23 protein-coding genes are annotated in these 24,402 nt (G+C 68.9%); 13 read left to right on the top strand and 10 right to left on the bottom strand.

Translation table 11 applies throughout. The features are described 5' to 3' along the window. Positions 1 to 52 precede the first annotated feature (52 nt). From OY559_RS07755 to OY559_RS07740, 4 genes are all read left to right on the top strand, one after another. Complete coding sequence (locus OY559_RS07755) at positions 53 to 331, top strand: DUF4190 domain-containing protein (RefSeq protein WP_277729461.1); 279 nt, start codon at positions 53 to 55, stop codon at positions 329 to 331. A 14-nt stretch (positions 332 to 345) separates the two neighbouring features. After that, a complete protein-coding gene (locus OY559_RS07750) occupies positions 346 to 1,401 on the top strand; it encodes a quinone-dependent dihydroorotate dehydrogenase (protein ID WP_277729460.1) in 1,056 nt (351 codons plus the stop codon). Continuing rightward, complete coding sequence (gene murB / locus OY559_RS07745; RefSeq protein ID WP_277729459.1) at positions 1,398 to 2,438, top strand: UDP-N-acetylmuramate dehydrogenase; 1,041 nt, start codon at positions 1,398 to 1,400, stop codon at positions 2,436 to 2,438. The genes OY559_RS07750 and murB overlap by 4 nt, the downstream gene beginning before the upstream one ends. 231 nt (positions 2,439 to 2,669) lie before the next feature. Continuing rightward, positions 2,670 to 3,578 carry a DMT family transporter gene (locus OY559_RS07740; RefSeq protein WP_192200864.1) on the top strand — a complete coding sequence of 303 codons (909 nt, stop codon included), beginning with the start codon at positions 2,670 to 2,672 and terminating at the stop codon, positions 3,576 to 3,578. 12 nt (positions 3,579 to 3,590) lie between these two features. Here the strand turns inward: OY559_RS07740 and OY559_RS07735 are convergent, their stop codons facing one another. Further along, positions 3,591 to 6,311: a serine/threonine-protein kinase gene (locus OY559_RS07735; RefSeq protein WP_277729458.1), complete on the bottom strand. Its 2,721-nt coding sequence runs from the start codon at positions 6,309 to 6,311 to the stop codon at positions 3,591 to 3,593. Positions 6,312 to 6,406: 95 nt separating this feature from the next. On the opposite strand from OY559_RS07735, the gene OY559_RS07730 reads away from it, so the two are divergent. Beyond that, entirely contained in the window at positions 6,407 to 7,303 is an 897-nt protein-coding gene (locus tag OY559_RS07730) for a GGDEF domain-containing protein (RefSeq protein WP_277729457.1), read from the top strand. 15 nt (positions 7,304 to 7,318) lie between these two features. Here the strand turns inward: OY559_RS07730 and OY559_RS07725 are convergent, their stop codons facing one another. Continuing rightward, positions 7,319 to 8,260, bottom strand: coding sequence for a DedA family protein/thiosulfate sulfurtransferase GlpE (locus tag OY559_RS07725; RefSeq protein WP_277729456.1), 942 nt, complete (start codon positions 8,258 to 8,260; stop codon positions 7,319 to 7,321). Between the two features lie 383 nt (positions 8,261 to 8,643). Here OY559_RS07725 and OY559_RS07720 point away from each other — a divergent pair, with 383 nt between their 5' ends. Both OY559_RS07720 and OY559_RS07715 read left to right on the top strand, forming a co-directional pair. Continuing rightward, on the top strand, positions 8,644 to 10,059 hold the full coding sequence (locus tag OY559_RS07720; RefSeq protein WP_277729455.1) for a pectin acetylesterase-family hydrolase: 1,416 nt from the start codon (positions 8,644 to 8,646) through the stop codon (positions 10,057 to 10,059). 55 nt (positions 10,060 to 10,114) lie between these two features. Further along, complete coding sequence (locus OY559_RS07715; RefSeq protein ID WP_277729454.1) at positions 10,115 to 10,726, top strand: hypothetical protein; 612 nt, start codon at positions 10,115 to 10,117, stop codon at positions 10,724 to 10,726. A 171-nt stretch (positions 10,727 to 10,897) separates the two neighbouring features. On the opposite strand, the gene OY559_RS07710 is transcribed toward OY559_RS07715, so the two are convergent. Next, entirely contained in the window at positions 10,898 to 11,569 is a 672-nt protein-coding gene (locus tag OY559_RS07710; protein WP_277729951.1) for a phosphatase PAP2 family protein, read from the bottom strand. Between the two features lie 4 nt (positions 11,570 to 11,573). Next, positions 11,574 to 12,839 (bottom strand): flavodoxin-dependent (E)-4-hydroxy-3-methylbut-2-enyl-diphosphate synthase, encoded by a 1,266-nt coding sequence (gene ispG / locus OY559_RS07705; protein ID WP_277729453.1) that lies wholly within the window; start codon positions 12,837 to 12,839, stop codon positions 11,574 to 11,576. Between the two features lie 83 nt (positions 12,840 to 12,922). On the opposite strand from ispG, the gene OY559_RS07700 reads away from it, so the two are divergent. Both OY559_RS07700 and OY559_RS07695 read left to right on the top strand, forming a co-directional pair. Continuing rightward, positions 12,923 to 14,158: an ATP-binding protein gene (locus OY559_RS07700; RefSeq protein WP_277729452.1), complete on the top strand. Its 1,236-nt coding sequence runs from the start codon at positions 12,923 to 12,925 to the stop codon at positions 14,156 to 14,158. Between the two features lie 13 nt (positions 14,159 to 14,171). Next, complete coding sequence (locus OY559_RS07695; RefSeq protein WP_277729451.1) at positions 14,172 to 14,723, top strand: response regulator transcription factor; 552 nt, start codon at positions 14,172 to 14,174, stop codon at positions 14,721 to 14,723. A 3-nt stretch (positions 14,724 to 14,726) separates the two neighbouring features. Here OY559_RS07695 and OY559_RS07690 read toward each other — a convergent pair whose 3' ends face one another. From OY559_RS07690 to OY559_RS07665, 6 genes are all read right to left on the bottom strand, one after another. Beyond that, entirely contained in the window at positions 14,727 to 15,392 is a 666-nt protein-coding gene (locus OY559_RS07690) for a hypothetical protein (RefSeq protein ID WP_277729450.1), read from the bottom strand. A gap of 123 nt (positions 15,393 to 15,515) precedes the next feature. Continuing rightward, positions 15,516 to 15,998: a copper chaperone PCu(A)C gene (locus tag OY559_RS07685; protein ID WP_277729449.1), complete on the bottom strand. Its 483-nt coding sequence runs from the start codon at positions 15,996 to 15,998 to the stop codon at positions 15,516 to 15,518. Continuing rightward, a complete protein-coding gene (locus OY559_RS07680) occupies positions 15,995 to 16,150 on the bottom strand; it encodes a hypothetical protein (RefSeq protein WP_277729448.1) in 156 nt (51 codons plus the stop codon). The genes OY559_RS07685 and OY559_RS07680 overlap by 4 nt, the downstream gene beginning before the upstream one ends. Before the next feature lie 22 nt (positions 16,151 to 16,172). Then, the gene (locus tag OY559_RS07675; RefSeq protein WP_277729447.1) at positions 16,173 to 18,374 is read right to left on the bottom strand and encodes a TonB-dependent receptor; all 2,202 of its coding nucleotides are present in this window, start codon (positions 18,372 to 18,374) and stop codon (positions 16,173 to 16,175) included. 62 nt (positions 18,375 to 18,436) lie between these two features. Next, positions 18,437 to 18,835 carry a DUF2946 family protein gene (locus OY559_RS07670; protein WP_277729446.1) on the bottom strand — a complete coding sequence of 133 codons (399 nt, stop codon included), beginning with the start codon at positions 18,833 to 18,835 and terminating at the stop codon, positions 18,437 to 18,439. Between the two features lie 64 nt (positions 18,836 to 18,899). Further along, a complete protein-coding gene (locus OY559_RS07665; RefSeq protein ID WP_277729445.1) occupies positions 18,900 to 20,180 on the bottom strand; it encodes a sialidase family protein in 1,281 nt (426 codons plus the stop codon). A gap of 118 nt (positions 20,181 to 20,298) precedes the next feature. Here OY559_RS07665 and xseA point away from each other — a divergent pair, with 118 nt between their 5' ends. The 4 genes from xseA (at position 20,299) to OY559_RS07645 (ending at position 24,399) form a co-directional block, all read left to right on the top strand. Next, positions 20,299 to 21,630, top strand: a complete 1,332-nt coding sequence (gene xseA / locus OY559_RS07660; RefSeq protein WP_277729444.1) for an exodeoxyribonuclease VII large subunit — start codon at positions 20,299 to 20,301, stop codon at positions 21,628 to 21,630. Between the two features lie 101 nt (positions 21,631 to 21,731). Then, positions 21,732 to 22,076, top strand: a complete 345-nt coding sequence (locus tag OY559_RS07655; protein ID WP_277729443.1) for a ribonuclease E inhibitor RraB — start codon at positions 21,732 to 21,734, stop codon at positions 22,074 to 22,076. Positions 22,077 to 22,182: 106 nt separating this feature from the next. Next, positions 22,183 to 23,949, top strand: a complete 1,767-nt coding sequence (locus tag OY559_RS07650; protein ID WP_277729442.1) for a vWA domain-containing protein — start codon at positions 22,183 to 22,185, stop codon at positions 23,947 to 23,949. A 66-nt stretch (positions 23,950 to 24,015) separates the two neighbouring features. Further along, positions 24,016 to 24,399 carry a hypothetical protein gene (locus OY559_RS07645; RefSeq protein ID WP_277729441.1) on the top strand — a complete coding sequence of 128 codons (384 nt, stop codon included), beginning with the start codon at positions 24,016 to 24,018 and terminating at the stop codon, positions 24,397 to 24,399. Positions 24,400 to 24,402 lie beyond the last annotated feature (3 nt).

The following is a 24,402-nucleotide window of genomic DNA, read 5'->3' as shown; positions in this document are numbered from 1 at the left end:
TGCCTGCCCGATCCAGCGCCATCGCCTCCCTGACCCCTGCACGGAGCCCCTGATGAACCAAGCCCGCACCACCAGCAGCCTCGCCATCGCCAGCCTCGTGTCGGGCATCCTCGGCTGGACCCTGCTGCCCTTCATCGGCACGCTCGTGGCCATCGTCACCGGCCACATGGCGCGCGCGGAAATCCGCCGCAGCGCCGGCACGCTGGAAGGCGACGGCATGGCCATCGGCGGACTGATCCTTGGCTGGGTGTCGGCGCTGCTGTGGGTGGTCGGCATCGCGGTGATCTTCCTGTTCCTGGGCGGGATGGCCTGGCTGGCGACGCTGAACTGAACCCGCCCGCCTCCATGTATTCCCTCGCCCGACCTTTCCTCTTCGGCCTCGATGCCGAGACCGCCCATGGCATGGGCCTGAAGGCACTGGACCTTGCCTACCGCACCGGCACCACGCCGCTGGTGGCGCGCCCGATCACCCCCATGCCCACCAAGGTCATGGGCCTGACCTTTCCCAATCCCGTGGGCCTGGCCGCCGGCATGGACAAGAATGGCGCGCACATCGATGCGCTGTTCGCGCTGGGTTTCGGCTTCGTCGAAATCGGCACGGTCACGCCCAAGCCGCAGCCCGGCAATCCGAAGCCGCGCATGTTCCGCCTGCCGCAGCACCAGGCCGTCATCAATCGGCTCGGCTTCAACAATGACGGCGTCGATGCGTTGATCCGCAATGTCCAAGCCGCGCGCCGCGACCGTGGCCTGCTGGGCATCAACATCGGCAAGAACAAGGACACCTCCAACGAGCGTGCCGCGTCCGACTACCTGTACTGCCTGGAACGCGTCTATCCGTTGGCGGACTACATCACCGTCAACATTTCCTCACCCAACACCGCCGGCCTGCGCGAACTGCAGGAAGAACAGGCGCTGCGCCAGCTGATCGGCACCCTGCGCGAAGCGCAGGAAGACCTGGCGGCGCAGCACGGCAAGCGCGTGCCGATGCTGGTGAAGATCGCCCCGGATCTGTCGGACAGCGACATCGATGCCGTGGCGCGCGTGCTGGGCGACATGCAGGTGGATGGCGTCATCGCTACCAACACCACGGTCTCCCGCCTGAGCGTGCAGGACCATCCCCACGCGCGCGAGACCGGTGGCCTGTCCGGCGCGCCGCTGATGGGCCAGGCCACGCTGGTGCTGCGCCGCCTGCGCACGCGTCTGCCGCACAGCATCCCGCTGATCGGCGTGGGCGGCATCCTGTCCGGTGCCGATGCGGTGGCGAAGATGTCCGCCGGCGCCTCGCTGGTGCAGTGCTACACGGGACTGGTCTACCGCGGGCCGGAGCTGGTCCGCGAATGCGTGGAAGCCATCCGCCGCCGCCGCGAAGCCCCCAGCGGTGGTCCGGTAGCCCCGGAATGACCACCGGATACCGCGTCACCGCGAACGCATCGATGCGCGAGCGCAACACCTTCGGCGTGCCTGCCGCAGCGCCGTGGCTGGTCGAAGTGGACGATGTGGCCGCGCTGGAGGAGGTGCTTGCCCTGCCGCAGGTCTCCGGTGCGGAAACGCTGGTGATCGGTGGCGGCAGCAACCTGCTGTTCGCAGGCGATGCGCCGGGCGCGGTGATCAGCCTCGCGACCCGCTCGACCCGCATCGTGTCCGACGATGGCGAGCGCGTGCGCGTGCGCGCCGACGCCGGCGTGCCGTGGCATCCGCTGGTGGTCTGGACGCTGGAACAGGGCCTGTGCGGACTGGAAAACCTGGCGCTGATCCCGGGCACCGCGGGGGCCTCGCCCATCCAGAACATAGGCGCCTATGGCACCGAGGTCGGCGAGTTCATCGATATCGTCGAAGCGTTCGACCGCCACCATGGCGTGCGCGCAAGACTGGACCGCGAAGCCTGCGCCTTCGCCTACCGCGACAGCGTGTTCAAGCGTGCGCCTGACCGCTACCTGGTGACTGCGGTCGAATTCCTGCTGCCGCGCACGCCGTCCCTGCGCCTGGACTACGCCGGCATCCGCGAGGAACTCGGCGCGATGGGCATCGTCGCGCCGACCGCACGCGACGTGGGCGATGCCGTAGTCCGCATCCGTCGCCGCAAGCTGCCCGATCCGGCCGTGATCGGCAATGCCGGCAGCTTCTTCAAGAACCCCATCGTGTCGCAGGCGCAGGCCGAAGCACTGCTGGTCGATTACCCCACCCTGCCCGTGTTCCGCGGCGATGCAGGACACAACCGCAAGCTGTCGGCGGCCTGGATGATCGAAGCCTGCGGCTGGAAGGGGCATCGCGACGGCGATGCCGGTGTATCGGCCGCGCACGCACTGGTGCTGGTCAACCATGGCGCGGCGACCGGCGCGCAGTTGCTGGCGCTGGCAAGGAAGATCGCGGCGTCGGTGCAGGCGCGCTTCGGCGTGGCCATCGAGCCGGAGCCGAAGCTCATCGGGGCGAGCTGGTAATCCCGCGATGATGCGCATCGGCGCCCTTGAACCCGCTCCCTCCCCCGTTCACGGGCGAGGGTTGGGGTGGGGGCGGACCGAAGCCAGTCCCCTGCGGTCTGCGCGACGGACTCGACCGCCGCGGCTTGTCGTGTCGCCACGGATCAGCGGTGGGTTCGACGTCCGTTACTTCGTTCGCTCCCATCCCATCCTTCCCCCGCGTGCGGGGGAAGGGGCCGGTTCCCGCCGCTGATGCCCACCCTGCCCGCCCACTACCGCGCCGCCGTGCTGATGCTGGGCAGCACGGTGTTCTTCGCGCTGATGGTGGTGGCGATCCGCCTGGCCTCGGCCACGCTGCACACGTTCGAGATCGCGTTCTTCCGCAACTTCTTCGGACTGCTCGCGGCGGCGCCGCTGATCCTGCGCCATGGTCCCGGCTTCCTGAAGACCACCCAGTTCCCGCGCTACCTGTTCCGTTGCGTGATCGGCATCTGCTCGATGCTGGCCGGCTTCTGGGCCATCGGCCACCTGCCGCTGGCACAGGCCGTCTCGCTGTCCTATTCCACCCCGCTGTTCGTCACCATCGCTGCCGCCGCAATGCTCAACGAGCAGGTGCGCGCGCGTCGCTGGACGGCGGTGGTACTCGGCTTCATCGGCGTGCTGGTGATCGTGCGGCCGGGCACGTCGGCCTTCACCGCGGATGCGCTGATCGCCGTGCTCGCGGCGGTGATGAGCGCGCTGGTGGCGATCCAGATCAAGCAGCTCTCGCACACCGAACCGGCCGACCGCATCGTCATCTACACCACGCTGCTGTGGGTACCGATGTCGTTGCTGCCGGCGCTGGCGGTGTGGGAATGGCCGCAGGGCATCACCTGGGTATGGGTGGTCGCGGCCGGCGTACTCGGCACCGGCGGCCACATGCTGTGGACGCGCGCGTTGAAGCTGGGCGAGGTCTCCGCGCTGACGCCGATCAGCTTCATGCAGCTGCCGGTGGTCGCGGTGTTCGGCTGGTTGCTGTTCGACGAGACGCTGGATACCTGGACGCTGCTGGGCGCCGGCATCATCTTTGGCGCCAATGCCTATATCGCCCACCGCGAAGCCGTGCTGTCGCGCCGCGCGGCGTCGGAAGCCTCCAGTTCGGCGGCCAAGCCAGGCGAGTGAGGCCGGGCGTTCTCAGGTCTGCTTGCCGGGCCGCTTTCCTTCGCGATAACGGTCGACGAACTCGGTATCGGCATCGTCCAGCGTCTCGGGATCCGCTGCGAGCAGCGGTGCGATGTACTGCCGGTGCAGCGCGTCGGCCTCGGCGCCGCGCCCGAGCTCACGGTAGGTGTCGATCAGGTTCCAGGCCGCCGTGCGCGTCTCGACGTGCGTCTCGCCCAGCACCGCGCGACGCAGGGCGAACAATTTCAGGTATTCCTCCAGCGCCTCGCGCGTGCGCCCGGTGGTGCGCAGCGCTTCGGCACGGATGACCATCGTCAGCTGCGCCTGCGGGTGCTTGTCGCCCAGCACCTTCAGCGCCAGGGGCTGGATGTCGCCGAGCAGGCGCAGCGCGGCCTCGGGTTGCTTCGCATTGAGCAGCGTGCCGGCATGATTGACCAGGATCGACAGCGTGTCCGGGTGCGATGGCCCCAGCACGCGGCTGCGTACGGTGATCACCTGCTCCTCGAGCGGCAACGCGGCGGCATAGTCCTTCAGGCGTGCATGCGCGGTCGCCAGGTTGAGCCGGGTGCGCACGGTCTGCGGATGATCACGGCCCAGCACGCGTTCGCGCGCGGCCAGCGCGTCCTTCAGCAGGGGCAGCGCCTCATCGGCCTGGCCTGCGTCGACCATCATCGTGGCCAGCGTGCTGCGCGCCTGCAGGGTGACCGGGTGTTCGCTGCCCAGCTTGCGCGTGTAGCGTCCGGTCAGGTCCCGCTGCATCGCGATGGCGGCATCCTTTTCGCGATTCATGATGCGCAGCACCGCGAGGTTGCCCATCGCCGAAAGCGTTTCCTCGTGGTCAGCACCCAGCGTGGCCGTGCGCAGCCGGACCACCTTCTCCATGTTGGCGCGCGCCTCGGGCAGTTCGCCCAGGTTGCGCTGCACGGCCGCCAGGTCGTTGGTGGCTTCCAGCGTCGCCGGGTCGCCCTCGCCCACGCTGGCCAGCAGGCGCTCCTGCACGGCCTGCACCACGCCCTTCGCGCGCGGCCGGTCGCCACGTGCGGAGATCACCTGCGCCTGCGCGAGTTCCAGCTTCACCCGCACGCGGTCGTTGACCGGCAATGCGAACGCGCGCGGCAGCGCCTTCTGCAACACCGCCTCCGCCTGGTCGACATGGGCGCCTTCCAGCAGCGCCTGCACCTGGTCACGCCGCGCGCGCAGGGTTTCCTGCGCACCTTCGCCCAGCACCGTGCTGCGGTAGTCCGCCACATGCGCGAAGTGCGCCGCCGCCTTGTCATGGCGGCCGATGGCGGCGTACACGTGCCCCACCGACTCGCGCAGGCTGGCCGCCACGTCGGGTTGATCCGCGAAATCGCGCGCGATCGCATCTTCGGCGTTCGCCAGCAACTGCCGGTCCACGAGGTCGCGCGCCAGGTCGCCGGTGCTGGTCTTCGCCAGCGTGGCGCCGAACGCCTCGGCTGCCGACGGATCGAGGCTGCCGACCTGCCGGACCAGACCCTCCGCCAGGCCCACGCCCATGGTCTCGATGTCGATCCCTTCCAGCATCGACTGCTGGAAGGCCGCCACCTTTTCCAGTTCCGCGCTGCGGGCCTCCGCCACGCTGCGCTGCATCTGCGCCTGTTGCAGCCCATACAGCGACAGCCCCAGTCCGCCCAGCAGCGCCACCAGCGCTACGCCGGCCGCGACGGCCGCAGCGCGGTGGCGGCGCAGGAACTTGCGCCACACGTAGCCACGGCTGGCGGGCACCGCGGAGACCACCCGGTCATCCAGGTAGCGCTGCAGATCGTCTGCCAGGGCCGCAGCCGAATCGTAGCGGGCGTCGCGCTCGTGCTGCATGGCCTTCAGCACGATCCAGTCCAGGTCGCCGCGCAGGCGATCGCGCATCCGCGCGAGCGAAAGCCCCCGCTCCTGCGCCATTTCGCGTGCCTGTTCGGCCGGCAGCCCCGCCAGCCGCGACGACGGCGCGACGGCCGTGGGCGTCTCCGCGGACCAAGTCTCGCCCACGGCTTCCGGCCGCACGCCGGTCACCAGTTCGCACAGCACCACGCCGAGTGAGTACACATCGCTGCGGGTATCCACTTCGCGCGGATCGCCCTGCGCCTGCTCGGGGCTCATGTACTCCGGCGTTCCCGCGCGTTCAAGCACGGCATCGCCCGCCAGCGACGCGGTGGTCGCGATGCCGAAATCGATGATCTTCGGCACCGGCCTGCCGTCCAGGGTGTCCACCAGCAGGTTGCCGGGCTTGAGGTCGCGATGCACCACGCCCTTGTGGTGCGCGTGCTGCACGCCCTCGCAGACGCGGATCAGCAACGCGACGCGGGCATCCAGCGACAGACGCTGGTCGCGGCAGTAGCGCGTGATGGGGGTGCCTTCGATCAGCTCCATCGCGAAGAACGGGAAGCCTTCTTCGGTCGCGCCGGCGTCGTAGATCTGCGCGATCGCCGGATGGCGCATCTGCGCGAGCACCTGCCGCTCCACTTCGAAGTACGCCAGATGGCGCGCCTGCAGGCGTTGCGCGCGCATCAGCTTCAACGCCACCTCGCGGCGGACCGGTTCCAGCTGCGCGGCACGGTAGACCTCGCCCATGCCGCCCCGACCCAGCAGCCCTTCGATGCGGTAACGCCCCAGCCGTGCACCCGGCGCGAGCGTCCCGTCGGGCGCGGTGGGCGCGTCCTGCAGGCGCGTGGCCAGGCTCTCGGTGGGTGCGAGGTCGTCGTAAGGTTGCGATGTCATGCCACTGTCCCCGGTGCGCCCGGCCATGGTAGCGGAAGCGTGAGTTGACGGACCGATCCGTTACACTCGGACCCGCACCTGCCAGCAGCACACGCATGCCCCGGGATTTCCACGATCCGCCCACCACGCAACGGACCATCCTGAGCGATGGCCCGCGTCCGCACGCGCCGCGTTCGGCGTGCGTGGTGGTGATCCATGGCGAAGGCTTGGGCCGGCGCGCGGACATCGATGCCCAACCGGTGCGCGTGGGGCGTTCGCAGGAAACCGACCTGCATATCCCGCACAACAGCGTCTCGCGCGTGCACTGCGAGATCTGGCGCAACGGCGATACCTACTGGGTGCGCGATCTCGGCGCCACCAACACCACCCGGCTGAACGACATGCCGGTGACCGAGGCGGCGCTGGTGGACGGCGACCACATCACGCTGGGCGAAAGCATCCTCAAGTTCATCAGCCACAGCAGCGTGGAAGCGCGCTACCACGAGGAGATCTACCAGCTCGCCACCCACGATGCCCTGACGGAGATGTACAACCGCCGCCACTTCATCGAAACGGTGGAGAAGGAGATCGCGCGCGCCATGCGGCACCAGCGCGCGTTGACGATGTGCATCATCGACGTGGACCTGTTCAAGCCGATCAACGACCGCTACGGCCACATCTCCGGCGACCTCGTGCTGAAGCAGATCGCCACCCTCGTGCGGCGGCACGTGCGCAACGACGACGCCGCGGCGCGGATCGGCGGCGAGGAGTTCGCCGTACTGCTGCCCGAATGCGGGCCCGAGGCCGCCTACGGCTTCGCCGAGCGCCTCCGCGAGGCCGTGGAAGCGGTGGTGTTCCGGCCCGGTGGTGAAGCCCAGCGGATCACCGTCAGCATCGGCATCGCCGCGCTGACGCCTGATCGCGACACCGTGAGCCGTATGATGGCCGCCGCCGACGCGGCGCTGTACCGCGCCAAGAGCGAAGGTCGCAACCGGGTGTGCATCGAGCACTGATCCCGGCGCGCGGGTTCAGCCGCCGATGCGCTCCACCCGGTAGCCCGCGCTCCGCCAGGCATCGATCCCTCCCCGCAACGGCAACACATCGCGGAAGCCCGCCTTGCGCAGCCTTGCCGCCATCCAGGCGGCCGACACCTCGTCGGGACAGGCGCAGTAGATGACGATCTTGCCCTCGCGCGGGTACGTGGCCAGGATGCCGTCGAGCTGGCGTTCGTCCGCGAACACCGCACCCGGGATGACGTAGGGGTCCACATCGCGGAAACCGGGCGCGCGGATGTCGAACACCACCGGCGGCGGGCCCGCCTGGACCAGTGCCTCCAGTTCCGGCGGATCGATCCGTGCCGCTTCCAGCGACCTCAACAGCGAACGCCGACGCCACCAGCGCCAGCCCACATAGGCAGCCAGCAGCGCGCCGATGACCACGCCTGCACCGGTCCCCAGTTGCGACAGCGTGTCGATGACCGTTTCCACCTGGGGAGCGAACACCACGCCCAACCCCAGGCCCAGCGCGGCCCACAGCGTCGCACCCAGTCCGTCGTAGCGCAGGAACGGCGGCAGCCGCACCTGCATCGCGCCCGCCAGCGGCACGGACACCATCGACAGCCCCGGGATGAACTTCGCCACCGACAGGATGCGGATGCCGAAACGGCCGTAGAAGCGCTCGGTGCGCTTCATGCAGGTGTCGCGCGACAGCGACAGCCGGCACAGCGACTGCAGCGTGCGGTTGCCATAGCGGCGGCCGGCGTAGAACCACACGCCGTCGCCGATCAGGCTGGCCAGCACGGAGACGGCCAGCACGCCCAGCAGCGGCAGCCACATCGCCTCCGGCTGCAACGCCAGGCCGGCGCCGACGAGGATCAAGGTCGGCATGGCGGGCACGGGCAGCCCGAGCGACAGCGCCAGCACATTGGCGAACACCAGCAGCACGCCGTATCGGTCGACCAGTTCCTGCATTGCGATCCCCGTGAAGCCTTCCACTGCGCACGATGCGAGGGACGCACATGTTCATGCTGCGCCGGACGGGCGGCAAGGCATTACCACGCAACGGTCCGTTGCCAGCGTCCATCGCGCACGCCCGTACAACCACGCGCCCATGCGTGCTGCAACGCAGGATCGTCTCCCTCACCGACAGCTCTCCGTCTGGTTCGAAGGGGGGTATTCCGGCCAACACGGGGGGTGACGGCAGCCAAACCGGACGCCATCACACCCGCTTAATTCACCTGCGCCGCGAAGCCACCACCATCCGCCCCTGTACGGTCGCCGCCCCCACGCGTGCCGCACGCCAAGGCAGTCCATCCCGTTGAACGTCCACCTGACTCTCGCCGGAGGATCCGATCATGGTTGCACCCGTACGACCCGCACGCCTGCCCCTCGTCCTGGCGGCCGCCAGCTTCACCCTGCTGGTGGCGGCGCCACTGAAAGCCGAGCAAGGCGATTACAGTTTCTGGCAGACCTTGGTGAACCTGGTCTCGCCCCCCAAGGCCGACAACAAGGTCACCGCCGCGCAGCGCACCGGCACCTATCCGTTGCTGGCCAATCCGTCCGGATTCAACGACGGCTTCCAGCCCGGCCGCTACGACGCATGGCAGACCATCCAGCTGGCACCGCAGACGGGCGCCGTGTGCGGCGACGGTTCGCCGTTCAAGTTCTTCGTCAACCGCGTGGCGGATACGCGCAACACCATCATCTACATGGAAGGCGGCGGCGCGTGCTGGGACTACGCCAGTTGCAGCGGGCAGAGCGGCATCCGCGGCGCGCGCAATCCCAACGGCATCCCCGACGACTACATGAGCCTGCTGAACCCGGGCGCCAGCCTGGTCAGTCCGTTCGTCACCCGTGTCAGCCCGTTCGATGGGGTGAAGACGCAGGGCTGGAACATGGTCTACGTGCCCTACTGCACCGGCGACATCTACAGCGGCGACCGCGTCGCGGTCTACAACGACCCGAGCGGCCAGAACACGCCGCTGGTCTGGCACCACAACGGCGTGCGCAACGTGCGCGCGGTGGCGGGCTGGTTGAAGGACAACCTGCCCAGGCCCACGCAGATGCTGTCCACCGGCTGCAGCGCCGGCGGTGCGGGCAGCCTGACCAGCTACCACCCGCTGCGTCGCGACATGGCTCCCACGCGCAGTTTCCTGATCGACGACTCCGGCCCGATCTTCCCCACGCCGAAGAACGGCAATCCGGCGGACTACCCCTCGCAACCGTTGATGGCGCTGATCCGCAGCGCCTGGGGCCTGGACCAGCCCAACGGCCCACTGCCCTACCTCGCCAGCGGCCTGCCGCAATTCGATCTGAACGAACTCGGCAGCCTGTATCCCGCGCTTTCCAGCAAGTATGCGAACGACCGACTCGGCCATACGCACTTCTGGAAAGACCTCAACTATTCCTCGTATTCGTACGAGCGCTTCTATCCCGACATCGCCAATGCGCCCGACCAGGCGACCAAGGAGGCCCGCATCCACGCACGCTGGGATGTCGACACCGCACGGCTGCGCGACCGCCTGAACGGACTGGACAACGTCGGCGGCTACTTCCCGCAGTACCGCGCGCTCAACGAGAGCCACTGCACCACCATCGTCGACTTCAAGAACGCCGACGTGCAGGCGCAGAACCTGGAACTGAAGCACTTCATCGACAGCGTGCTCGACGGCCAGGGCAAGGTGCTCGACGCCAGCGAGCAGGACGACAAGGCCGACAAGGCCAAGCCGTTCAACCTGTTGTACTGGCTGGTGGACCAGTTGATGGGCTGAGGCCGATGTCCGGGGCCGCCCTGCCGTGGCGGCCCCGGCGCACGAGGGACGCTGCATGAAGAAGCTGCTGATACTGCTGGTGCCTTGCCTGGTCTTCGTGGCGGCCGTGCTGTGGTGGAAACGCGATGACGCGGGCATGCCGTCGGACGCACGACGCCCGCAGGCCGAAGTGCCCGATGCCTCTTCATCGGCACTGTCGTCGTTGCAAGCCACGCCAGAGGCGCAGGAGCATCTCGAGCGCCAGCGCTTCGAGGCCGATGCGAAAGATTTCTTCGCGCGTTCCGCGTCGTTGCGCGCGGTGGAACGCAGCGAACGCGCCGATGCGCTGACGCGCCAGATCGACAAGTACGAAGCAGCGGGCGGCCTGTCTGCGGGCGAAGCCGTGCTGCTGCGCACCGCGCTGATCAAGGCGACCGTGGACGATCCCGCGCGGCAGGCGGAGGAAGTCGCGGCCATCGCCGACCGCTATCGCGCCCACGCCGACCAGCGCATGGCCGCCTTCGCCGCGCAGCAACGCAATGACCCCCGCTTCCAGTCCTACAAGGCGCGCGAAGCACAGGTCGTGGCCGAGGTCGCGGCGATGTCGACCATCCCCGCTGGCCTCACCCGCGACCAGTACCTGCGGCAGCGACTGCAGGAGGAGCGCGAGCGGGCGTATGCGCCGTAGGACGCGGCTGTTTGTAGGAGCGACGTAAGTCGCGACCGCACGCCGTCACTCACAGCAGTGCCATCGCCTGCTCCGGCGAGAGGCCAACGAACAAGGCGCTATCGGTTACGCACCGGAATGTTCAATTCGTGCGGTCGCGACTTACGTCGCTCCTACAGGAGAGCAGACGCCTCATCTGACCTGCCACGGCCGCTCACGGATGCGGTACAGCACCAGGTAGACGCCCGAGACCCAGGCGACGCCGGCGGCCCAGCCGCCGAGGATGTCGGATGGGTAGTGCACGCCCAAATAGATGCGCGAGGCGCCGACGGCCAGCGCGAACAGCGCGGCAAGCACGACGACCGGCCAACGGAAGCGGGTATGCCAGCACAGCAGCAGGACCACCATCGCCAGGGTCGCCGAGCCCATCGCGTGGCCACTGGGGAAACTGAAGGTGTGCTCGGGCGCGATGGATTCCCACAGCGCCGGCCTATCGCGCTGGAAGAACTGCTTGGTCGCCATGTTCAACAGCGCGGACCCGCCCAGCGACACGCCGGCGAAAGTCGCTTCGCGCCAGCGGCGTGCGACCAGCAGGCCCAGCGTCAGCGCGATGTCGGCCGGGACCACGCCCCACTGGTAGCCGAGCGCCGACAGCACCATGAAGAACCGGTCAAGGCTGGGGCCGGAAAGCGCATGTGCCTGCAAGAGCAGCGCATCGTCGAAGTAGAAGTCTTCCAGCTCGTGGATTTCGTCGGCCAGTTCGACGAACAGCCACAACGGCGCCAGCAGGCAGAGGAACAGCAGGACCAGGCGCCCGCCGTGTTCGCGGAACAGGCCGGCGATGAAGCGCCGGCCGTTGGCCAGCGTGTCAGCCGGCAGCACGCGCGTACTTGGCCTCGACGTAGTCGTCGATCAGCGCGACGAACTCGTGCGCGATGTTCTCGCCGCGCAGGGTGATCTTCTTCTCGCCATCGACGAATACCGGCGCCGCCGGCGCCTCGCCCGTGCCCGGCAGCGAGATGCCGATGTTGGCGTGGCGCGATTCGCCCGGGCCGTTGACCACGCAGCCCATCACCGCCAGCGTCATGTTCTCGGCGCCGGGATGGGTGACCTTCCATTCCGGCATCTTGCCGCGCACGTGCTCCTGCACCACCTTCGCCAGCTCCTGGAAGAATTCGGAGGTGGTGCGGCCGCAGCCGGGGCACGCGGTGACCATCGGCGTGAATGCGCGCAGGCCGGTGGTCTGCAGCAGCTCCTGCGCGACGATGACTTCCTGTGTACGCGACTGGCCGGGCTCGGGCGTCAGCGAAATACGGATGGTGTCGCCGATGCCTTCCTGCAGCAGCACCGCCAGCGCGGCGCTCGAAGCGACGATGCCCTTGCTGCCGATACCGGCCTCGGTCAGGCCCAGGTGCAGGGCGAAGTCCGTGCGGGACGCCATGTCGCGGTAGACGGCGATCAGTTCCTGCACCCCGCTGACCTTGGCCGACAGCACGATGCGGTCGCGCGGCAGGCCGATCTCGACGGCACGTTCGGCCGAATCCACCGCCGAGCGGATCAGCGCCTCGCGCAGCACGCGGCCGGCGTCCCACGGCACCTCGCGCGCATGGTTCTCGTCCATCAGCTGCGCGGCCAGCGCCTGGTCCAGCGAGCCCCAGTTGGCGCCGATGCGCACCGGCTTGCCGTAACGGATCGCGAACTCGATCAGCTGCGCGAACTGGGTGTCGCGCTTCTTGCCGAAGCCGACGTTGCCGGGGTTGATGCGGTACTTCGCCAGCGCTTCGGCACAGGCCGGTTCGCCTGCCAGCAGCTGGTGGCCGTTGTAGTGGAAGTCGCCGATCAGCGGCACCGACACGCCCATCATCTCCAGCTTGTCGCGGATGCGCGGGATGGCGGCGGCGGACTCGGGATTGTTGACGGTCAAACGGACCATCTCCGAGCCGGCGCGCCAGAGTTCGGCCACCTGTTTCACGCTTCCGGCGATGTCGGCGGTGTCGGTATTGGTCATCGACTGCACCACCACCGGGCGGCCGCCGCCGACGGTGGCGTTGCCGATCTGGACAGCCTGGGTGATGCGGCGCGGCCAGGGCGCGGCGTCGGTGGGGGGCGTGGGGCGGGTGACGGCGTCGTGCATGCGGGCATTGTAGCGTGGGCGCCCGGCCCGCCTGCGACGCCATGCCGCAGGCTGCCCGGACCCGCTTGCACTAGCATGTCGCCATGCCGAATACCCTCTTCATCACCACGCCCTCGTTCCTGCGCACCCTGTGCAACCTGCGCTGGGTGGCGATCGTGGGCCAGGCGGTGACGGTACTGGTGGCGCTGGGCCCGCTCGGCATCGCCCTGCCCCGCTGGCCGTTGTGGGGCGGCATCGGCGCGCTTGCGCTGTTCAACGTCTACGCCACGTGGCGCAGCCATCGCCCCGGCGAGGAGACGCCGGCCGAGGCCTTCGCCCACATGCTGGTGGACGTGGCGGTGCTGTCCTGGCTCGTCGCCTGGAGCGGCGGCATCGGCAACCCGTTCAGCTCGATGTTCCTGCTGCTGATCGCCGTCTCCGCGCTGGCCCTGCCGCTGCGCTGGGTACTGGCCACTGGGGTGGCCTGCCTGCTCGGCTACATCCTGACGGCGGTGCTGGGACGTCCCCTGCCGCACCTGCATGGCAACAGCTTCAATGTGCACCTGTGGGGCATGGCGGTGAACTTCGTGCTGTCGGCCGGCGTAGTGCTGTACTTCTCCACGCGGCTGGTGGCCGCGCTGCGCCTGCGCGAACAGGAGCTGGCCCGCCTGCGCGAGCGCTTCGCGCGAAACGAGGGCATCGTGGCGCTGGCCACGCACGCGGCGGCGGTCGCGCACGAACTCAACACCCCGCTGGCGACCATGACGTTGCTGACGGAAGACATCCGCGAACACGCATCCGAACCCGACATCCGCGAAGACGCCGGCACCATGCGCCAGCTGATCGACCTGTGCCGCGACCGCGTGCGCGCGCTCGCGGCCTCGGCCGACATGGGCGTACGCCAGCGCGTCGACCTGGACGAGGTCGCGCAGCGCTGGCAACTGGTCCGCCCCACGGTGGAACTGCAGCGCACCGGCGCGCTGCCGCCATGGCTGGCGACCGACGCCTCCACCGGGCACCTGCTGCAGGCGCTGCTGAACAATGCCGCCGACGCCAGCCGCCAGGCGGGTTCGCAGCGCGTGGATCTGGACCTGCGCTGCGAGGGCGACGAACTGGTCGGCACCGTGCGCGACTACGGCAACGGTTTCCACGAAGCGCTGCCATTCCAGTCCGAACAGCTCTTCCGCACCAGCAAGCCCGAAGGCATGGGCGTGGGCCTGGCCCTGTCGCATGCCACCATCGAACGGCTGGGTGGGCGCATGACCATGCGCGCGGTGCCGCCGAAGGGCGTGCAGGTGCAGTTCCGCCTGCCGGTGACGGCCAATGACGAAACTCCCTGATGAGAGGCATCCGATGAAAGGCCTGCTGGTCGACGACGACGAACTTTACGCACGCACGCTGCAGCGCAGCTTGGCGCGCAAGGGCATCGAGACCGAAATCGCGCTGGATGCCGCCAGCGCGATTGCGCGGGCACGCGAGTATCAGCCCGACTTCGCCCTGGTCGACCTGAAGCTCGGCAGCGATTCCGGCCTGGCCCTGATCGAGCCATTGCGTGCGCTGCGCGCCGACATGCAGATCCTGCTGGTCACCGGCTACGCCAGCGTCGCCACGGCGGTGGAATCGATCAAGCGCGGCGCGGACGATTACCTGCCCAAACCGGCGACGGTGCCGACCATCCTGCGTGCACTTGGGCTGGAAGCGCCCGCCGCTGCGGATGACGCCGGCGCCACCGACGACACCATGACCCCGCTCAGCCGGCTGGAGTGGGAACACATCCAGCAGGCGCTGGCCGAAACCGAAGGCAACATCTCCGCCGCCGCACGCCTGCTGGGCATGCACCGGCGCTCGCTGCAGCGCAAGCTGGCCAAGCGACCGGGGCCGGAACGGCGCTGGATCGACGAGTAAGCGTCAGCGCGCGGGATCGCGGTCCGGGTCGACCGTCGCCCCGACGCCCACGCCTGCGGCGCCTCCCACTCCGGCGCCGCCCGCACCACCGCCACCGCCCAGGCGCCCCTCGCCTTTTGCGCCATCGCCCTTGCCTTTGGACGCCACCGGTCGCGCCGGTCCCTGGCGGGGAATCGCCAGCGACGACGGGATCGGTTCCAGGTCCAGCACGCTGCGGATGAAGTCACGCAGCGACACCACCAGTGCGTCGGTGCGGATGGGACGGCCTGCTGCCAGGTCCGTCGCCGCCTGCGCGGCCAGCTTCACCTGCTCATCGGTGCCCAGCAGGATGATGTCCGACAGGGCGGCCTCGACCGCGTCGCGGATGCGCCGGGGCCGCTCGTTGCCCTCGTCGAAGGTGTCGGCGCCGGCCTCCCTTGCCTGCACACGCAGGTCGCGCAGGTGTCGGGGGTCGACATCCAGTGCGCCGGTGAAAGAACCACCCAGCACCTTGTAGGCCGCGATCAGCGTGCGCAGGCGCTCGTTGATCTGGCGGTTCTCGCGCGCACGCCGCTCCTGCACCGTCTGCATCACCAGCAGGCGGATGCCGACGCCGATCACCGTGATCAGCGCCAGCCCCGCGAGCGTGGTCAGCAGGCCCTGCCACGAACTGAAATCGAGACCGCGCATGCCGCGCACCCTTCGACGATGAGGTGGCCGTCATCCTATCCAGAAAGGCGGACGCCGATGCGAAGATCGCGCGCGACGTCCGTTGTCCGGCAATTCCGCTAGACACCCGAGCCTCGGCGGGCGTCAGTGATGCGGCACTGCGCCCGACGCACCGAGCGGCCGGACCTCGAACGTGACGGGGACGCGTCCGGCATGATCGAAGACCAACGTGGCGTCCACCTGTTCGCCCGCCTGCAGCGGACGTTGCGGCTGCATGAACATCAGGTGGTGACCACCCGGCTGCAGCTGGACCGTGGCACCGGCAGGCAGCGGCAGGCCGTCGGCCAGTTCGCGCATGCGAGCCACGCCACCCTCGTCACGCATCACGTGGATCTCCACCCGCTGCGCCAATGCGCTTTCGACCGCCAGCAGCCTGTCGTCGTCCGACGATGGATTCTGCAAGGTGAGGAAGCCGCCCGCGACAGGCGCACCGGGCGGCGTCTCGCGCAACCAGGGTGATGCCACGGCGATGCCGCTGGCATGTCCGTCGTCACCGGCAGCGGTTTGCGGTGTGGGCTGGCATGCCGCCAGCAGCAGGGCCAGCAGGCTGGCAAGAGGAAGCTTCATGTCGTGGTCTCCCTATCGGATGCGGATGCAGGGGTGTCGAACAACGCCAGCGGACGTGCGGTCGCCGCCGCCCGCGCGAGCCACTGAAGGCCGAGCGCGGATGCCCACGCGATCAGCCAGGAGCCGACACCGAGGAAGAAGATCGTGCCCATGGGAATCTCCTGCGCGCCGCACTCAGAACGTCTTGCGCAGCACGACTTCCCAGCTGCGCGGATCGCCGAGATAGGCCATCGTGCTGCCCAGCGCGTACACCACGTGCGTGCGGTCGCCGAGGTTGCGGCCACGCAGGGTCAGCTCCGTGCTGGCGTTCCACTTGAAGCCCACGTGCGCGCCCCAGGTGGCGTAACCCGCCGTCGACAGGGTGTTGGCGGCGTTGGCGTAGCGCGAGGACACGCCCCGGGCGTCGACGCCGGCGGACCAGCGCGGTCCGAACGTGTAGTCCACCCACAGGTTGCCCACGCGCGACGGCGTATTGGTGGGCCGGTTGCCGGCGCGGGAAACCGGCACGCCACCGACGTTCTCATGGAAGTCATCGAGCGTGGCGTCCACCCACGCCAGGTTGCCCTCCACCTTCAGCGCCTCCAGAGGGCGCCAACCGAAGGTCGCTTCCACGCCGCGCGAAGACTGCTGGCCTATCGGCAGCGTCTGCCCCGGATTTGCGGGATCGGTGATGGCGAGGTTCCGCCGCACGATGCGGTACGCGGCCAGCGTGGCGAAGTGGCGTGCATCCCGTGACTGGAACTTGGCACCGATCTCGCCCTGCCGTCCCGTGGTCAGGTCGAAGTCGCGCAGCGTGGCGAAATTGGCTGTGCTGAGGATGCCGGCCGGCGGATCGGCCGCGGTGCTGTACTGCACGTAGACGCTTGCCTGCGGGGTGATGGCCCAGTTCAGCGCGGCGCGGCCCGTGATGGGCGTGTATTCGCGATCGAAGCGCGCCGGGTTGGTGGCGGTGACCGCACGATGGTTCACCACGTCCAGCACGATGCGGTCGTGGCGCAGGCCGGTCAGCAACGACAGCGACGGGACCAGTTCGGTCATGCTTTCCACGTACACCGCCTGCGTATGCAACCGGTTGGTACGGTCGGGCGTGTAGACGATCGCCGTACCGGGTACATCCAGGAAGCGCCCTGGCGTCACCGCGTCGAGCGGCACGGTATCCACCGTGGACGACAGCGACAACGGAAACCGCGTCTGTCGGTTGTAGCTGATGTCCAGGCCGGTGGCCCATTGCGACGGCAGGCCGAACAGCTCGCCCTCGTGGGTCCACTCTAGCCGGTTGCCGTAGACCTGCTGGTCGTGACGCTGCAGCAGCGTGCCGGAGCGGATCACGCCGTCATTGCCGGCGGTCAGGCGGTAGCTCTCGACGTTGCGGTAATCGCGCAGTGCGTCGTAGTGGTAGACCGTGTTGCGCACGGTGTCGTGCTCGCCGGGCGTCCACTCCAGCAGCGACCTGACCCACAATACCTCCTGCCCGTAGTAGCCATCCGCGACGTTGTAATTGCGGCCGATGGTCTGCGGCAGTACCGAAAGTCGACCGGTCGCCGGCTGGCGCACGGGCGTGCCCCAGTAGGGACGATGGCTGTCTTCCTGCTGGTACTCGACGGCCAGCGTGTGGCGCACCGTGGGCGCCCATTGCACCAGCCACGACGCGGCCAGCGTCGACGCTTCGCGTTCCTGGCCATCGATCCAGCTCTCGCCATCGCGCGTACTGGCATCCAGGCGGACGGCCTGGCGCCCCTCATCGCCACCGATGCGCAGGTTGGCGCCCATCGCCAACGTGCCGTCGCGGACTGAGCCCCATGACGCCTGCACCGCGGCTTCGTCGCGATCCAGTCGCGGCAACCGCGTGACGTAGTTGATCGTGCCGCCGACCGCACCGGCACCGTAGAGAAAACTCGACGGACCGCCGATCGCTTCCACCCGCTCGTACTGCCACGCATCGACCGGACGCGCGGCGATGCTGGCGTACTGCACGTCGATGCCGTTGAACAGCTGGGTGATCTGGCTGCCGGAAAAGCCGCGGTAGGTCACCGCATTGCCGTTGCCGGGCGGCGAGGCCACGGTCAGACCCGGGATACCGGCCAGAGCCTCCTGCGTGGTGCGTACGCCGCGGGCATCCAGCGTGTCGCGGTCGAGCACCGTGACGGAAGCCGGCGTTTCCATGACGCTGAGTGAGAGGCGCGTGCCGGTGCCGGCGGCCTGTTCGAGGTCGGTCTTGTGACCTTTGACTTCGACCGTATCGAGTTGGGTGGCGCGGGAACCATCGGGCAGCGCGACGCTGTCGGCTGCATGGGCGGACAAGGACATCGAGAGGGTCGCGGCGACAGCCACGGACAGGCGTGACGCACGCGGCGCCACGCAGGCAAACAGGGACATGGAAACTCCAAAGCACAAGGACGCGGCGCGCGGGCCGCACGATCAACGGAAGGTCTTGTGGTTCAGAGCAGGAGGGGCGGCCCTTGTCCGCCGAGGCCGCGCAGGCGCAGCCGCCCGGGGTATGGAAGCGCCACGGCGCGTGCGATGACGTGCCCCGAAAGACGTGGGAACACCAACGCGATGCAGAGCAGCAGCAACGGCAGCGCGGCGGCCAACGTGCAGTACGCGCAATCGCCGCCCATCGGCATGCCGGCAGGCGACGGCGATTTCTCGACCGGGGATTCCGCGCGGGTGTCGACCCACTTGATGCCATCCGTGGTGCACAGTTCGGTCCAGCCGGCCAGCACCTGCGTGCCGGCGCTGGCCACCCAACGCGTGACCGACGGCGCGGACGCCATCAGCAACGCCGCCAGCAGGGCCAGGTGCAGCATCGGTCGGAGGAAGGCGGACGAGCGGATCACGGCGCGATTCTAAGCGGTCAGTTGCGCAGCGGGCAGATGCGACGAAGTGTCGCACCCGTGCGGATCAGCGGAACACCACGCGCGCGCCCTGCAGTCGCGACGCCTCGGCGGCCACGTCGGTCCACGCCAGCCATGCGGCATCGCCGTGCCATTGCAATCGGGGGATTCCGCTGGCACGGCCGCGTGCGGACAGGGCGGCGACTTCGACGCGTTGCGCGCCGCCCCATGCCTCGTCGTAACGGCCGAGCACCAGGTGCTGGCGTTCGTCGGGCGACTGTTCCAGCCAGCTGGCCAGCAAGTGGCCATCGCCGTGCGCCAACCCCAGCCGACCCAATACCTGCGCTCCCTTCGCCAGCGTCACCGGCGTTCCGAAAGTATCGCCTGCATCATCCGAGCGCGCGGCGCGCAGTTCCGGCACACCGTCCGCTTCCGTGTACCAGGCGACCCACACCCGGCGTCCAGCGGCCACCACCATTGGCCCGTTGACCGGGCAGCCGGCGATCTGCCAGCCATCCGCATGCACGTCACGCGGCGGCGTCCAGCGCTCGCCATCGAAGCGGACGATGCGCGTGTCGCGGATCTCTCCGTCACTCCGCCCGCGGTAGACGACCACCACGCCACGATCCGTCACCGCGGACGACGTGGTGCAGCAATCGCAGGTCGACGTGTCCAATGGCCACTCTCCGCCCTGCTTCGCCTCTGCGTCGTAGAGCGCGGCACGCAGCATCATCGGGGCACCGCCGCCATGGTGGCCGTCGTCGTGGTGCGCATGCGCGCCATCGACGGCTTTCTGCCGACTGTCCAGCCAGGCGATGCCGAGCCGGTCGTGCGCCTGCGGCCAGAACGTCACGAAGCCATGGTCACCCGGCGTGCCGGACGGATGCACCAGTTGAGGTGCACTCCACGTCGCGCCGCCGTCGCCGGAACGGACCAGGTCGATGCCGTAGTCCATGCGCGAGGGACCCGTGCTGCGAAGCCAGTGCGCCCACAGCGAGCCGTCCGCCAGCGCATGGACATGCGGTGTATCGGCCCAGTTGACGAACCACGTCCGGCCTTCGGCGATCGTGCGCGGCGCTTCCCAGTCGCCTGTCTGCGTCGACAGGCGACTGAAGCGCAGGCGATGTCCGGCGTCGCCCGTCGGCTCCAACCAGCTCAACAGCAACTGGCCGTCCGGCGCAGACACCAGATCGGGCTGCGCGGCCCCGGCGGGCGACGGCAGGCTGCGCGCCTCCACCGAGGGAGAACGGTTGGCGGCGGCGGGCGCCGGCGCCTCCGCAGGCGAACACCCCGCAAGCGCGGCAACCAGCATCGGCAACACGGGACGGGACCAGCGGGACAGGCGCATGCGGACGACTCCGGCCATCAGGACCCCGGCATTCCACCACGGAACGCGAGCACCCGGCTGCGACCGCATGTCGCAGGCCTTCGCATCATCCGCCGTCGCCACCGTTTATCCTTGTCGCATGACCGACACCGCGCGCGACATCCTCACGCCCACCCAGCTCAACACGCTGGCGCGCGACCTGCTGGAGGGCGCGTTTCCGCTGGTGTGGGTGGAAGGCGAGCTGGGGAACGTCACGCGGCCGGCATCGGGACATCTGTACTTCACCCTCAAGGACGCGCGCGCGCAGGTGCGCTGCGCGATGTTCAAGCCCAAGAGCCAATGGCTGAAATTCGTCCCGCGCGAGGGCCTGCGCGTGCTGGCACGCGGCCGGCTGACGCTGTACGAAGCGCGCGGCGACTACCAGTTGGTGATCGACAGCCTGGAGGAAGCCGGCGAAGGCGCGCTGCGGCGCGCGTTCGAGGAACTGAAGGCGAGACTGACCGCGGAAGGTCTGTTCGACGATGCGCGCAAGCGCACCCTGCCCGCCCACGTGCGACGGCTCGCCGTGCTCACTTCGCCCACCGGCGCGGCCGTGCGCGATGTCCTGAGCGTGCTGCAGCGCCGTTTCCCATTGTTGGACGTGGACGTGCTGCCGGTGCAGGTGCAGGGCGAAACGGCGGCCGCACAGATCGTCGACATGCTGCAGCGCGCCGCGCGCAGCGGCCGTTACGACGTGCTGCTGGTCGCCCGTGGCGGCGGCTCGCTGGAAGACCTCTGGGCGTTCAACGATGAACGCCTGGCGCGCGCCATCGCCGCCTCGCCGGTACCCGTCGTGTCCGCGATCGGCCACGAGACCGACTTCACCCTTGCCGATTTCGCCGCCGACCTGCGCGCACCCACACCCTCCGTCGCAGCCGAGCTGCTGGTGCCGGACCGGCGCGACCTGCTGGCGCGCGTGCAGGCGCTGCAGCGCCGGCTCGCCACCACCCAGGCGCATCGGTTGCGCAACGCCATGCAGCGCGCCGACCGCGCCGCGCTGCGCCTCAATGCGCTGCGCCCCCAGGCGCGGCTGGAGATGCTGCGGCGTCGCCAGGAAGACGCCGCGCGTCGCCTGCATGCGCTGTGGCGCGACCAGCTGGCACGTCGCCAGGCCGCACTCCGCCATGCCGATGCCGTCCTGCGCGCCCATTCGCCCCAACGTCGGCTGGAACAACTTCGCGCGCGGCTGCTGGCCCTTGCGCCCCGCCCCCAGGCCGCCGTCGCGCGCACGCTGCAACGCGACGCCCTGCGCCTGCGCGGGCTCGCGCGCTCGCTGGAGGCCGTCAGCCCCATCGCGACCGTTGCCCGCGGCTACGCCCTGGTGACCAAGGAGGACGGCACGCTGGTGCGCTCGGTCACCCAGGTGCAGCCGGGCGAGCGCGTCGATGCGCAGGTCGGCGATGGCCGCTTGAAGCTGCGTGCCGAATCGTAGCCTTGGTGCGGATATCGCACGCAGGCCACCAGAGCATCTTCCATGACATCCCCTTTCATCGCGCGACCATCCTGTCGCGCGCGCAACATCAGGAGCACGACATGATCACCCGCGAACAACTGGTCGAGATGTTCGACAACATGGCCAAGGAGACGCCCTGGGACCTGGGCAAGCCGCTGGTCTGGGGCTACTTCTTCACGCATGGCTCGCGTCCCGCACTGGAGGCGGTGGTGCCGCTGCTGCAGGCGCAGGGCTACCGCGTGATCGCGCTGTACCTGGAAGACAAGGACAACCGCAAGGACCCGGACCTGTGGTGGCTGCATGTCGAGAAGACCGAAGTCCACACGCCCGACAGCCTTCATGAGCGCAACCAGGCGTTGTACCGCTTCGCCGAGGAGCACGGCCTGGATGCCTACGACGGCATGGATGTGGGCGCCATCGACTGACGCGACCCGGCCCCGTGCAGGGTCCGGATCCTGAGGCACCACCCCGCTCAACCCCGTTCACCGGCCCCGCGCGTTCGACTCCCTGTCCCACACACGGAGTCACGCCATGTCGCACCGTCTGACCGTCACCCTGCTGTCCGTCGCCCTGCTGGCCGCCTGCCAGTCCAGTCCTACCGCGCAGCATTCGCCCGAAGCGGAGGCGGCCGCTGCCGCTGCCGGCGCCAGCCTCGCCAACCAGGCCGCGGATGCGGCACGGACTGAGCAGGCCACGCTGGACAGCGTCGTCGTGACCGGCAACCGCCTGCGCCGCGAGCAGGCCAAGGCCATCATGCCCGCGGGGCACGCCTACGCACCGCCTCCACCGCCGGCTCCGGTGATGGCGATGGAATACCGTGTCGCCCACGCCGCCATCGCCCCGCCCGCCACGCCGGTCAACACGGAAAAGTACGCAGGGCGCGACGACAACCCTGTGCGCCGGACGCTGGATGAACCTGTCTCCACCTTCTCTGTGGATGTGGACACCGGCAGCTACAGCAACGTGCGCCGGATGCTGCGTGAAGGGCAGCGTCCACCCGCCGATGCGGTGCGCGCGGAGGAGTTCATCAACTACTTCCGTTACGGCCACGCTGCGCCTGCGGACCGCAGCCGTCCTTTCAACGTGACCACCGAGCTCGCCCCGGCGCCCTGGAATGCGAAGCGCCAGTTGCTGATGGTCGGCATCAAGGGCTACGACGTGCCGAAGGCGACGCTGCCGCCGGCCAACCTGGTGTTCCTGCTCGACACTTCCGGCTCGATGGAGTCGCCGGACAAGCTGCCGCTGCTGAAACAATCCTTCGCCCAGCTGGTCCCGCAACTGCGTGCGCAGGATCGCGTCAGCATCGTCGTGTACGCCGGTTCTGCGGGCCTGGTGCTGCCGCCGACACCGGGCGACCGGCATGACGAGATCCTTGCCGCGCTCGATCGCCTGCAAGCCGGCGGCAGCACCAACGGCGGGGACGGTATCCGGCTGGCCTATGCGATGGCGAAGCAGGCGTTCGTCAAGGAAGGCGTGAATCGCGTGATCCTGGCGACCGATGGCGACTTCAATGTCGGCACGGTCAGCCAGGACGCGCTGGAGACCATGGTCGCCGACCAGCGCACCTCCGGTATCGCGCTGACGACGCTGGGCTTCGGCACCGGCAATTACAACGACGCACTGGCCGAGAAGCTGGCCGACGTGGGCGACGGCAACCACGCCTACATCGACACGCTGCAGGAAGGCCGCAAGGTGCTGGTGGACGAAATGCAATCCACCCTGCTGACCATCGCCCGTGACGTGAAGATCCAGGTGGAATTCAACCCCGCCGTCGTCTCGGAATATCGTCTGATCGGCTACGAGAACCGCGTGCTGGCCAACGAGGACTTCGCCAACGACAAGGTGGATGCCGGCGACATCGGCGCGGGCCACGAAGTCACGGCCCTGTACGAGATCACGTCGGTCGATAGCGGTGCCGAGCGCCTGCCCGCACTGCGCTACGGTGGCAAGCAGCTCGCCACTGGCGCCTCCACCAACGAGGTCGCGCATGTGCGTCTGCGGTACAAGTTGCCGGGGCAGGACAGCAGCCGCCTGATCGAGACGCCGATCGCGAGCACGTCGCTGACCACCCGTCCCAGCAATGCCTTCCGCTTCGCCAGCGCGGTAGCAGCCTATGCCGATCTGCTGCGTGGCGGACAGCGTATCGATGGCTGGAGCTGGAACGACGTGGCGCGCACCGCGCGCGGCGCGGCCGGCCGCGACCCGCATGGCCTGAAGGCGGAGTTCATCGGGATGATCGACCAGGCACATCGGCTGGTGGCCGTACAGAACGACGCACCTGCCATTGCGGGCGACTGAGTGGAGAAAGCCGGGGCCGAGGGATCGGCCCCGGCCCTTATCCTCATACCCGAAGAGCGTCTCCCCATGAAGCGCCTCACTCTGTTGCTCTCGTGCCTGCTGCTGGCTCCCATCCCTGCGTTCGCTGACAGCTGTGGCATCCGCATCGTCGTGGTGAACCACCGTGCCGATGCGGTCTCGGTAGCGCTGAAGAGCTTCTATGCGGATCGCGCGTTGGCCGCTCCGTCGCCCCGGGACTTCGACGCCCCCCTCTACGGCAACACGGTCCCTCCCCACTTCTCATCACTGCAGCAGATCGAGGTTCCGGCGCATGGCTCCGCCAGCGTGGCCTTCAGGCGACTCTGTGTCGGTGACTTCTGGGTGAACTGGCGGGAGGTATCCGCCGACGGGAAAGTCCATTCCTCGGGCCAAATGCAGCCGGATAACAATGAACCCATCCACATCCGCTAGCAC

This window comes from Pseudoxanthomonas sp. SE1 (assembly GCF_029542205.1).
Classification (GTDB): domain Bacteria; phylum Pseudomonadota; class Gammaproteobacteria; order Xanthomonadales; family Xanthomonadaceae; genus Pseudoxanthomonas_A.
Note: the sequence above shows the minus strand (reverse complement) of the source record. Positions and strands in the feature narration are given on the sequence as shown.

What these genes read in the sequence shown, in the direction of transcription:
- OY559_RS07755 (WP_277729461.1), top strand. Translation starts at nt 53, where the DNA reads ATGAACCAAGCCCGCACCACCAGCAGCCTCGCCATCGCCAGCCTCGTG.
- OY559_RS07750 (WP_277729460.1), top strand. Translation starts at nt 346, where the DNA reads ATGTATTCCCTCGCCCGACCTTTCCTCTTCGGCCTCGATGCCGAGACC.
- murB (WP_277729459.1), top strand. Translation starts at nt 1,398, where the DNA reads ATGACCACCGGATACCGCGTCACCGCGAACGCATCGATGCGCGAGCGC.
- OY559_RS07740 (WP_192200864.1), top strand. Translation starts at nt 2,670, where the DNA reads ATGCCCACCCTGCCCGCCCACTACCGCGCCGCCGTGCTGATGCTGGGC.
- OY559_RS07735 (WP_277729458.1), bottom strand. Translation starts at nt 6,311, where the DNA reads ATGACATCGCAACCTTACGACGACCTCGCACCCACCGAGAGCCTGGCC.
- OY559_RS07730 (WP_277729457.1), top strand. Translation starts at nt 6,407, where the DNA reads ATGCCCCGGGATTTCCACGATCCGCCCACCACGCAACGGACCATCCTG.
- OY559_RS07725 (WP_277729456.1), bottom strand. Translation starts at nt 8,260, where the DNA reads ATGCAGGAACTGGTCGACCGATACGGCGTGCTGCTGGTGTTCGCCAAT.
- OY559_RS07720 (WP_277729455.1), top strand. Translation starts at nt 8,644, where the DNA reads ATGGTTGCACCCGTACGACCCGCACGCCTGCCCCTCGTCCTGGCGGCC.
- OY559_RS07715 (WP_277729454.1), top strand. Translation starts at nt 10,115, where the DNA reads ATGAAGAAGCTGCTGATACTGCTGGTGCCTTGCCTGGTCTTCGTGGCG.
- ispG (WP_277729453.1), bottom strand. Translation starts at nt 12,839, where the DNA reads ATGCACGACGCCGTCACCCGCCCCACGCCCCCCACCGACGCCGCGCCC.
- OY559_RS07700 (WP_277729452.1), top strand. Translation starts at nt 12,923, where the DNA reads ATGCCGAATACCCTCTTCATCACCACGCCCTCGTTCCTGCGCACCCTG.
- OY559_RS07695 (WP_277729451.1), top strand. Translation starts at nt 14,172, where the DNA reads ATGAAAGGCCTGCTGGTCGACGACGACGAACTTTACGCACGCACGCTG.
- OY559_RS07690 (WP_277729450.1), bottom strand. Translation starts at nt 15,392, where the DNA reads ATGCGCGGTCTCGATTTCAGTTCGTGGCAGGGCCTGCTGACCACGCTC.
- OY559_RS07685 (WP_277729449.1), bottom strand. Translation starts at nt 15,998, where the DNA reads ATGAAGCTTCCTCTTGCCAGCCTGCTGGCCCTGCTGCTGGCGGCATGC.
- OY559_RS07680 (WP_277729448.1), bottom strand. Translation starts at nt 16,150, where the DNA reads ATGGGCACGATCTTCTTCCTCGGTGTCGGCTCCTGGCTGATCGCGTGG.
- OY559_RS07675 (WP_277729447.1), bottom strand. Translation starts at nt 18,374, where the DNA reads ATGTCCCTGTTTGCCTGCGTGGCGCCGCGTGCGTCACGCCTGTCCGTG.
- OY559_RS07665 (WP_277729445.1), bottom strand. Translation starts at nt 20,180, where the DNA reads ATGCGCCTGTCCCGCTGGTCCCGTCCCGTGTTGCCGATGCTGGTTGCC.
- xseA (WP_277729444.1), top strand. Translation starts at nt 20,299, where the DNA reads ATGACCGACACCGCGCGCGACATCCTCACGCCCACCCAGCTCAACACG.
- OY559_RS07655 (WP_277729443.1), top strand. Translation starts at nt 21,732, where the DNA reads ATGATCACCCGCGAACAACTGGTCGAGATGTTCGACAACATGGCCAAG.
- OY559_RS07650 (WP_277729442.1), top strand. Translation starts at nt 22,183, where the DNA reads ATGTCGCACCGTCTGACCGTCACCCTGCTGTCCGTCGCCCTGCTGGCC.
- OY559_RS07645 (WP_277729441.1), top strand. Translation starts at nt 24,016, where the DNA reads ATGAAGCGCCTCACTCTGTTGCTCTCGTGCCTGCTGCTGGCTCCCATC.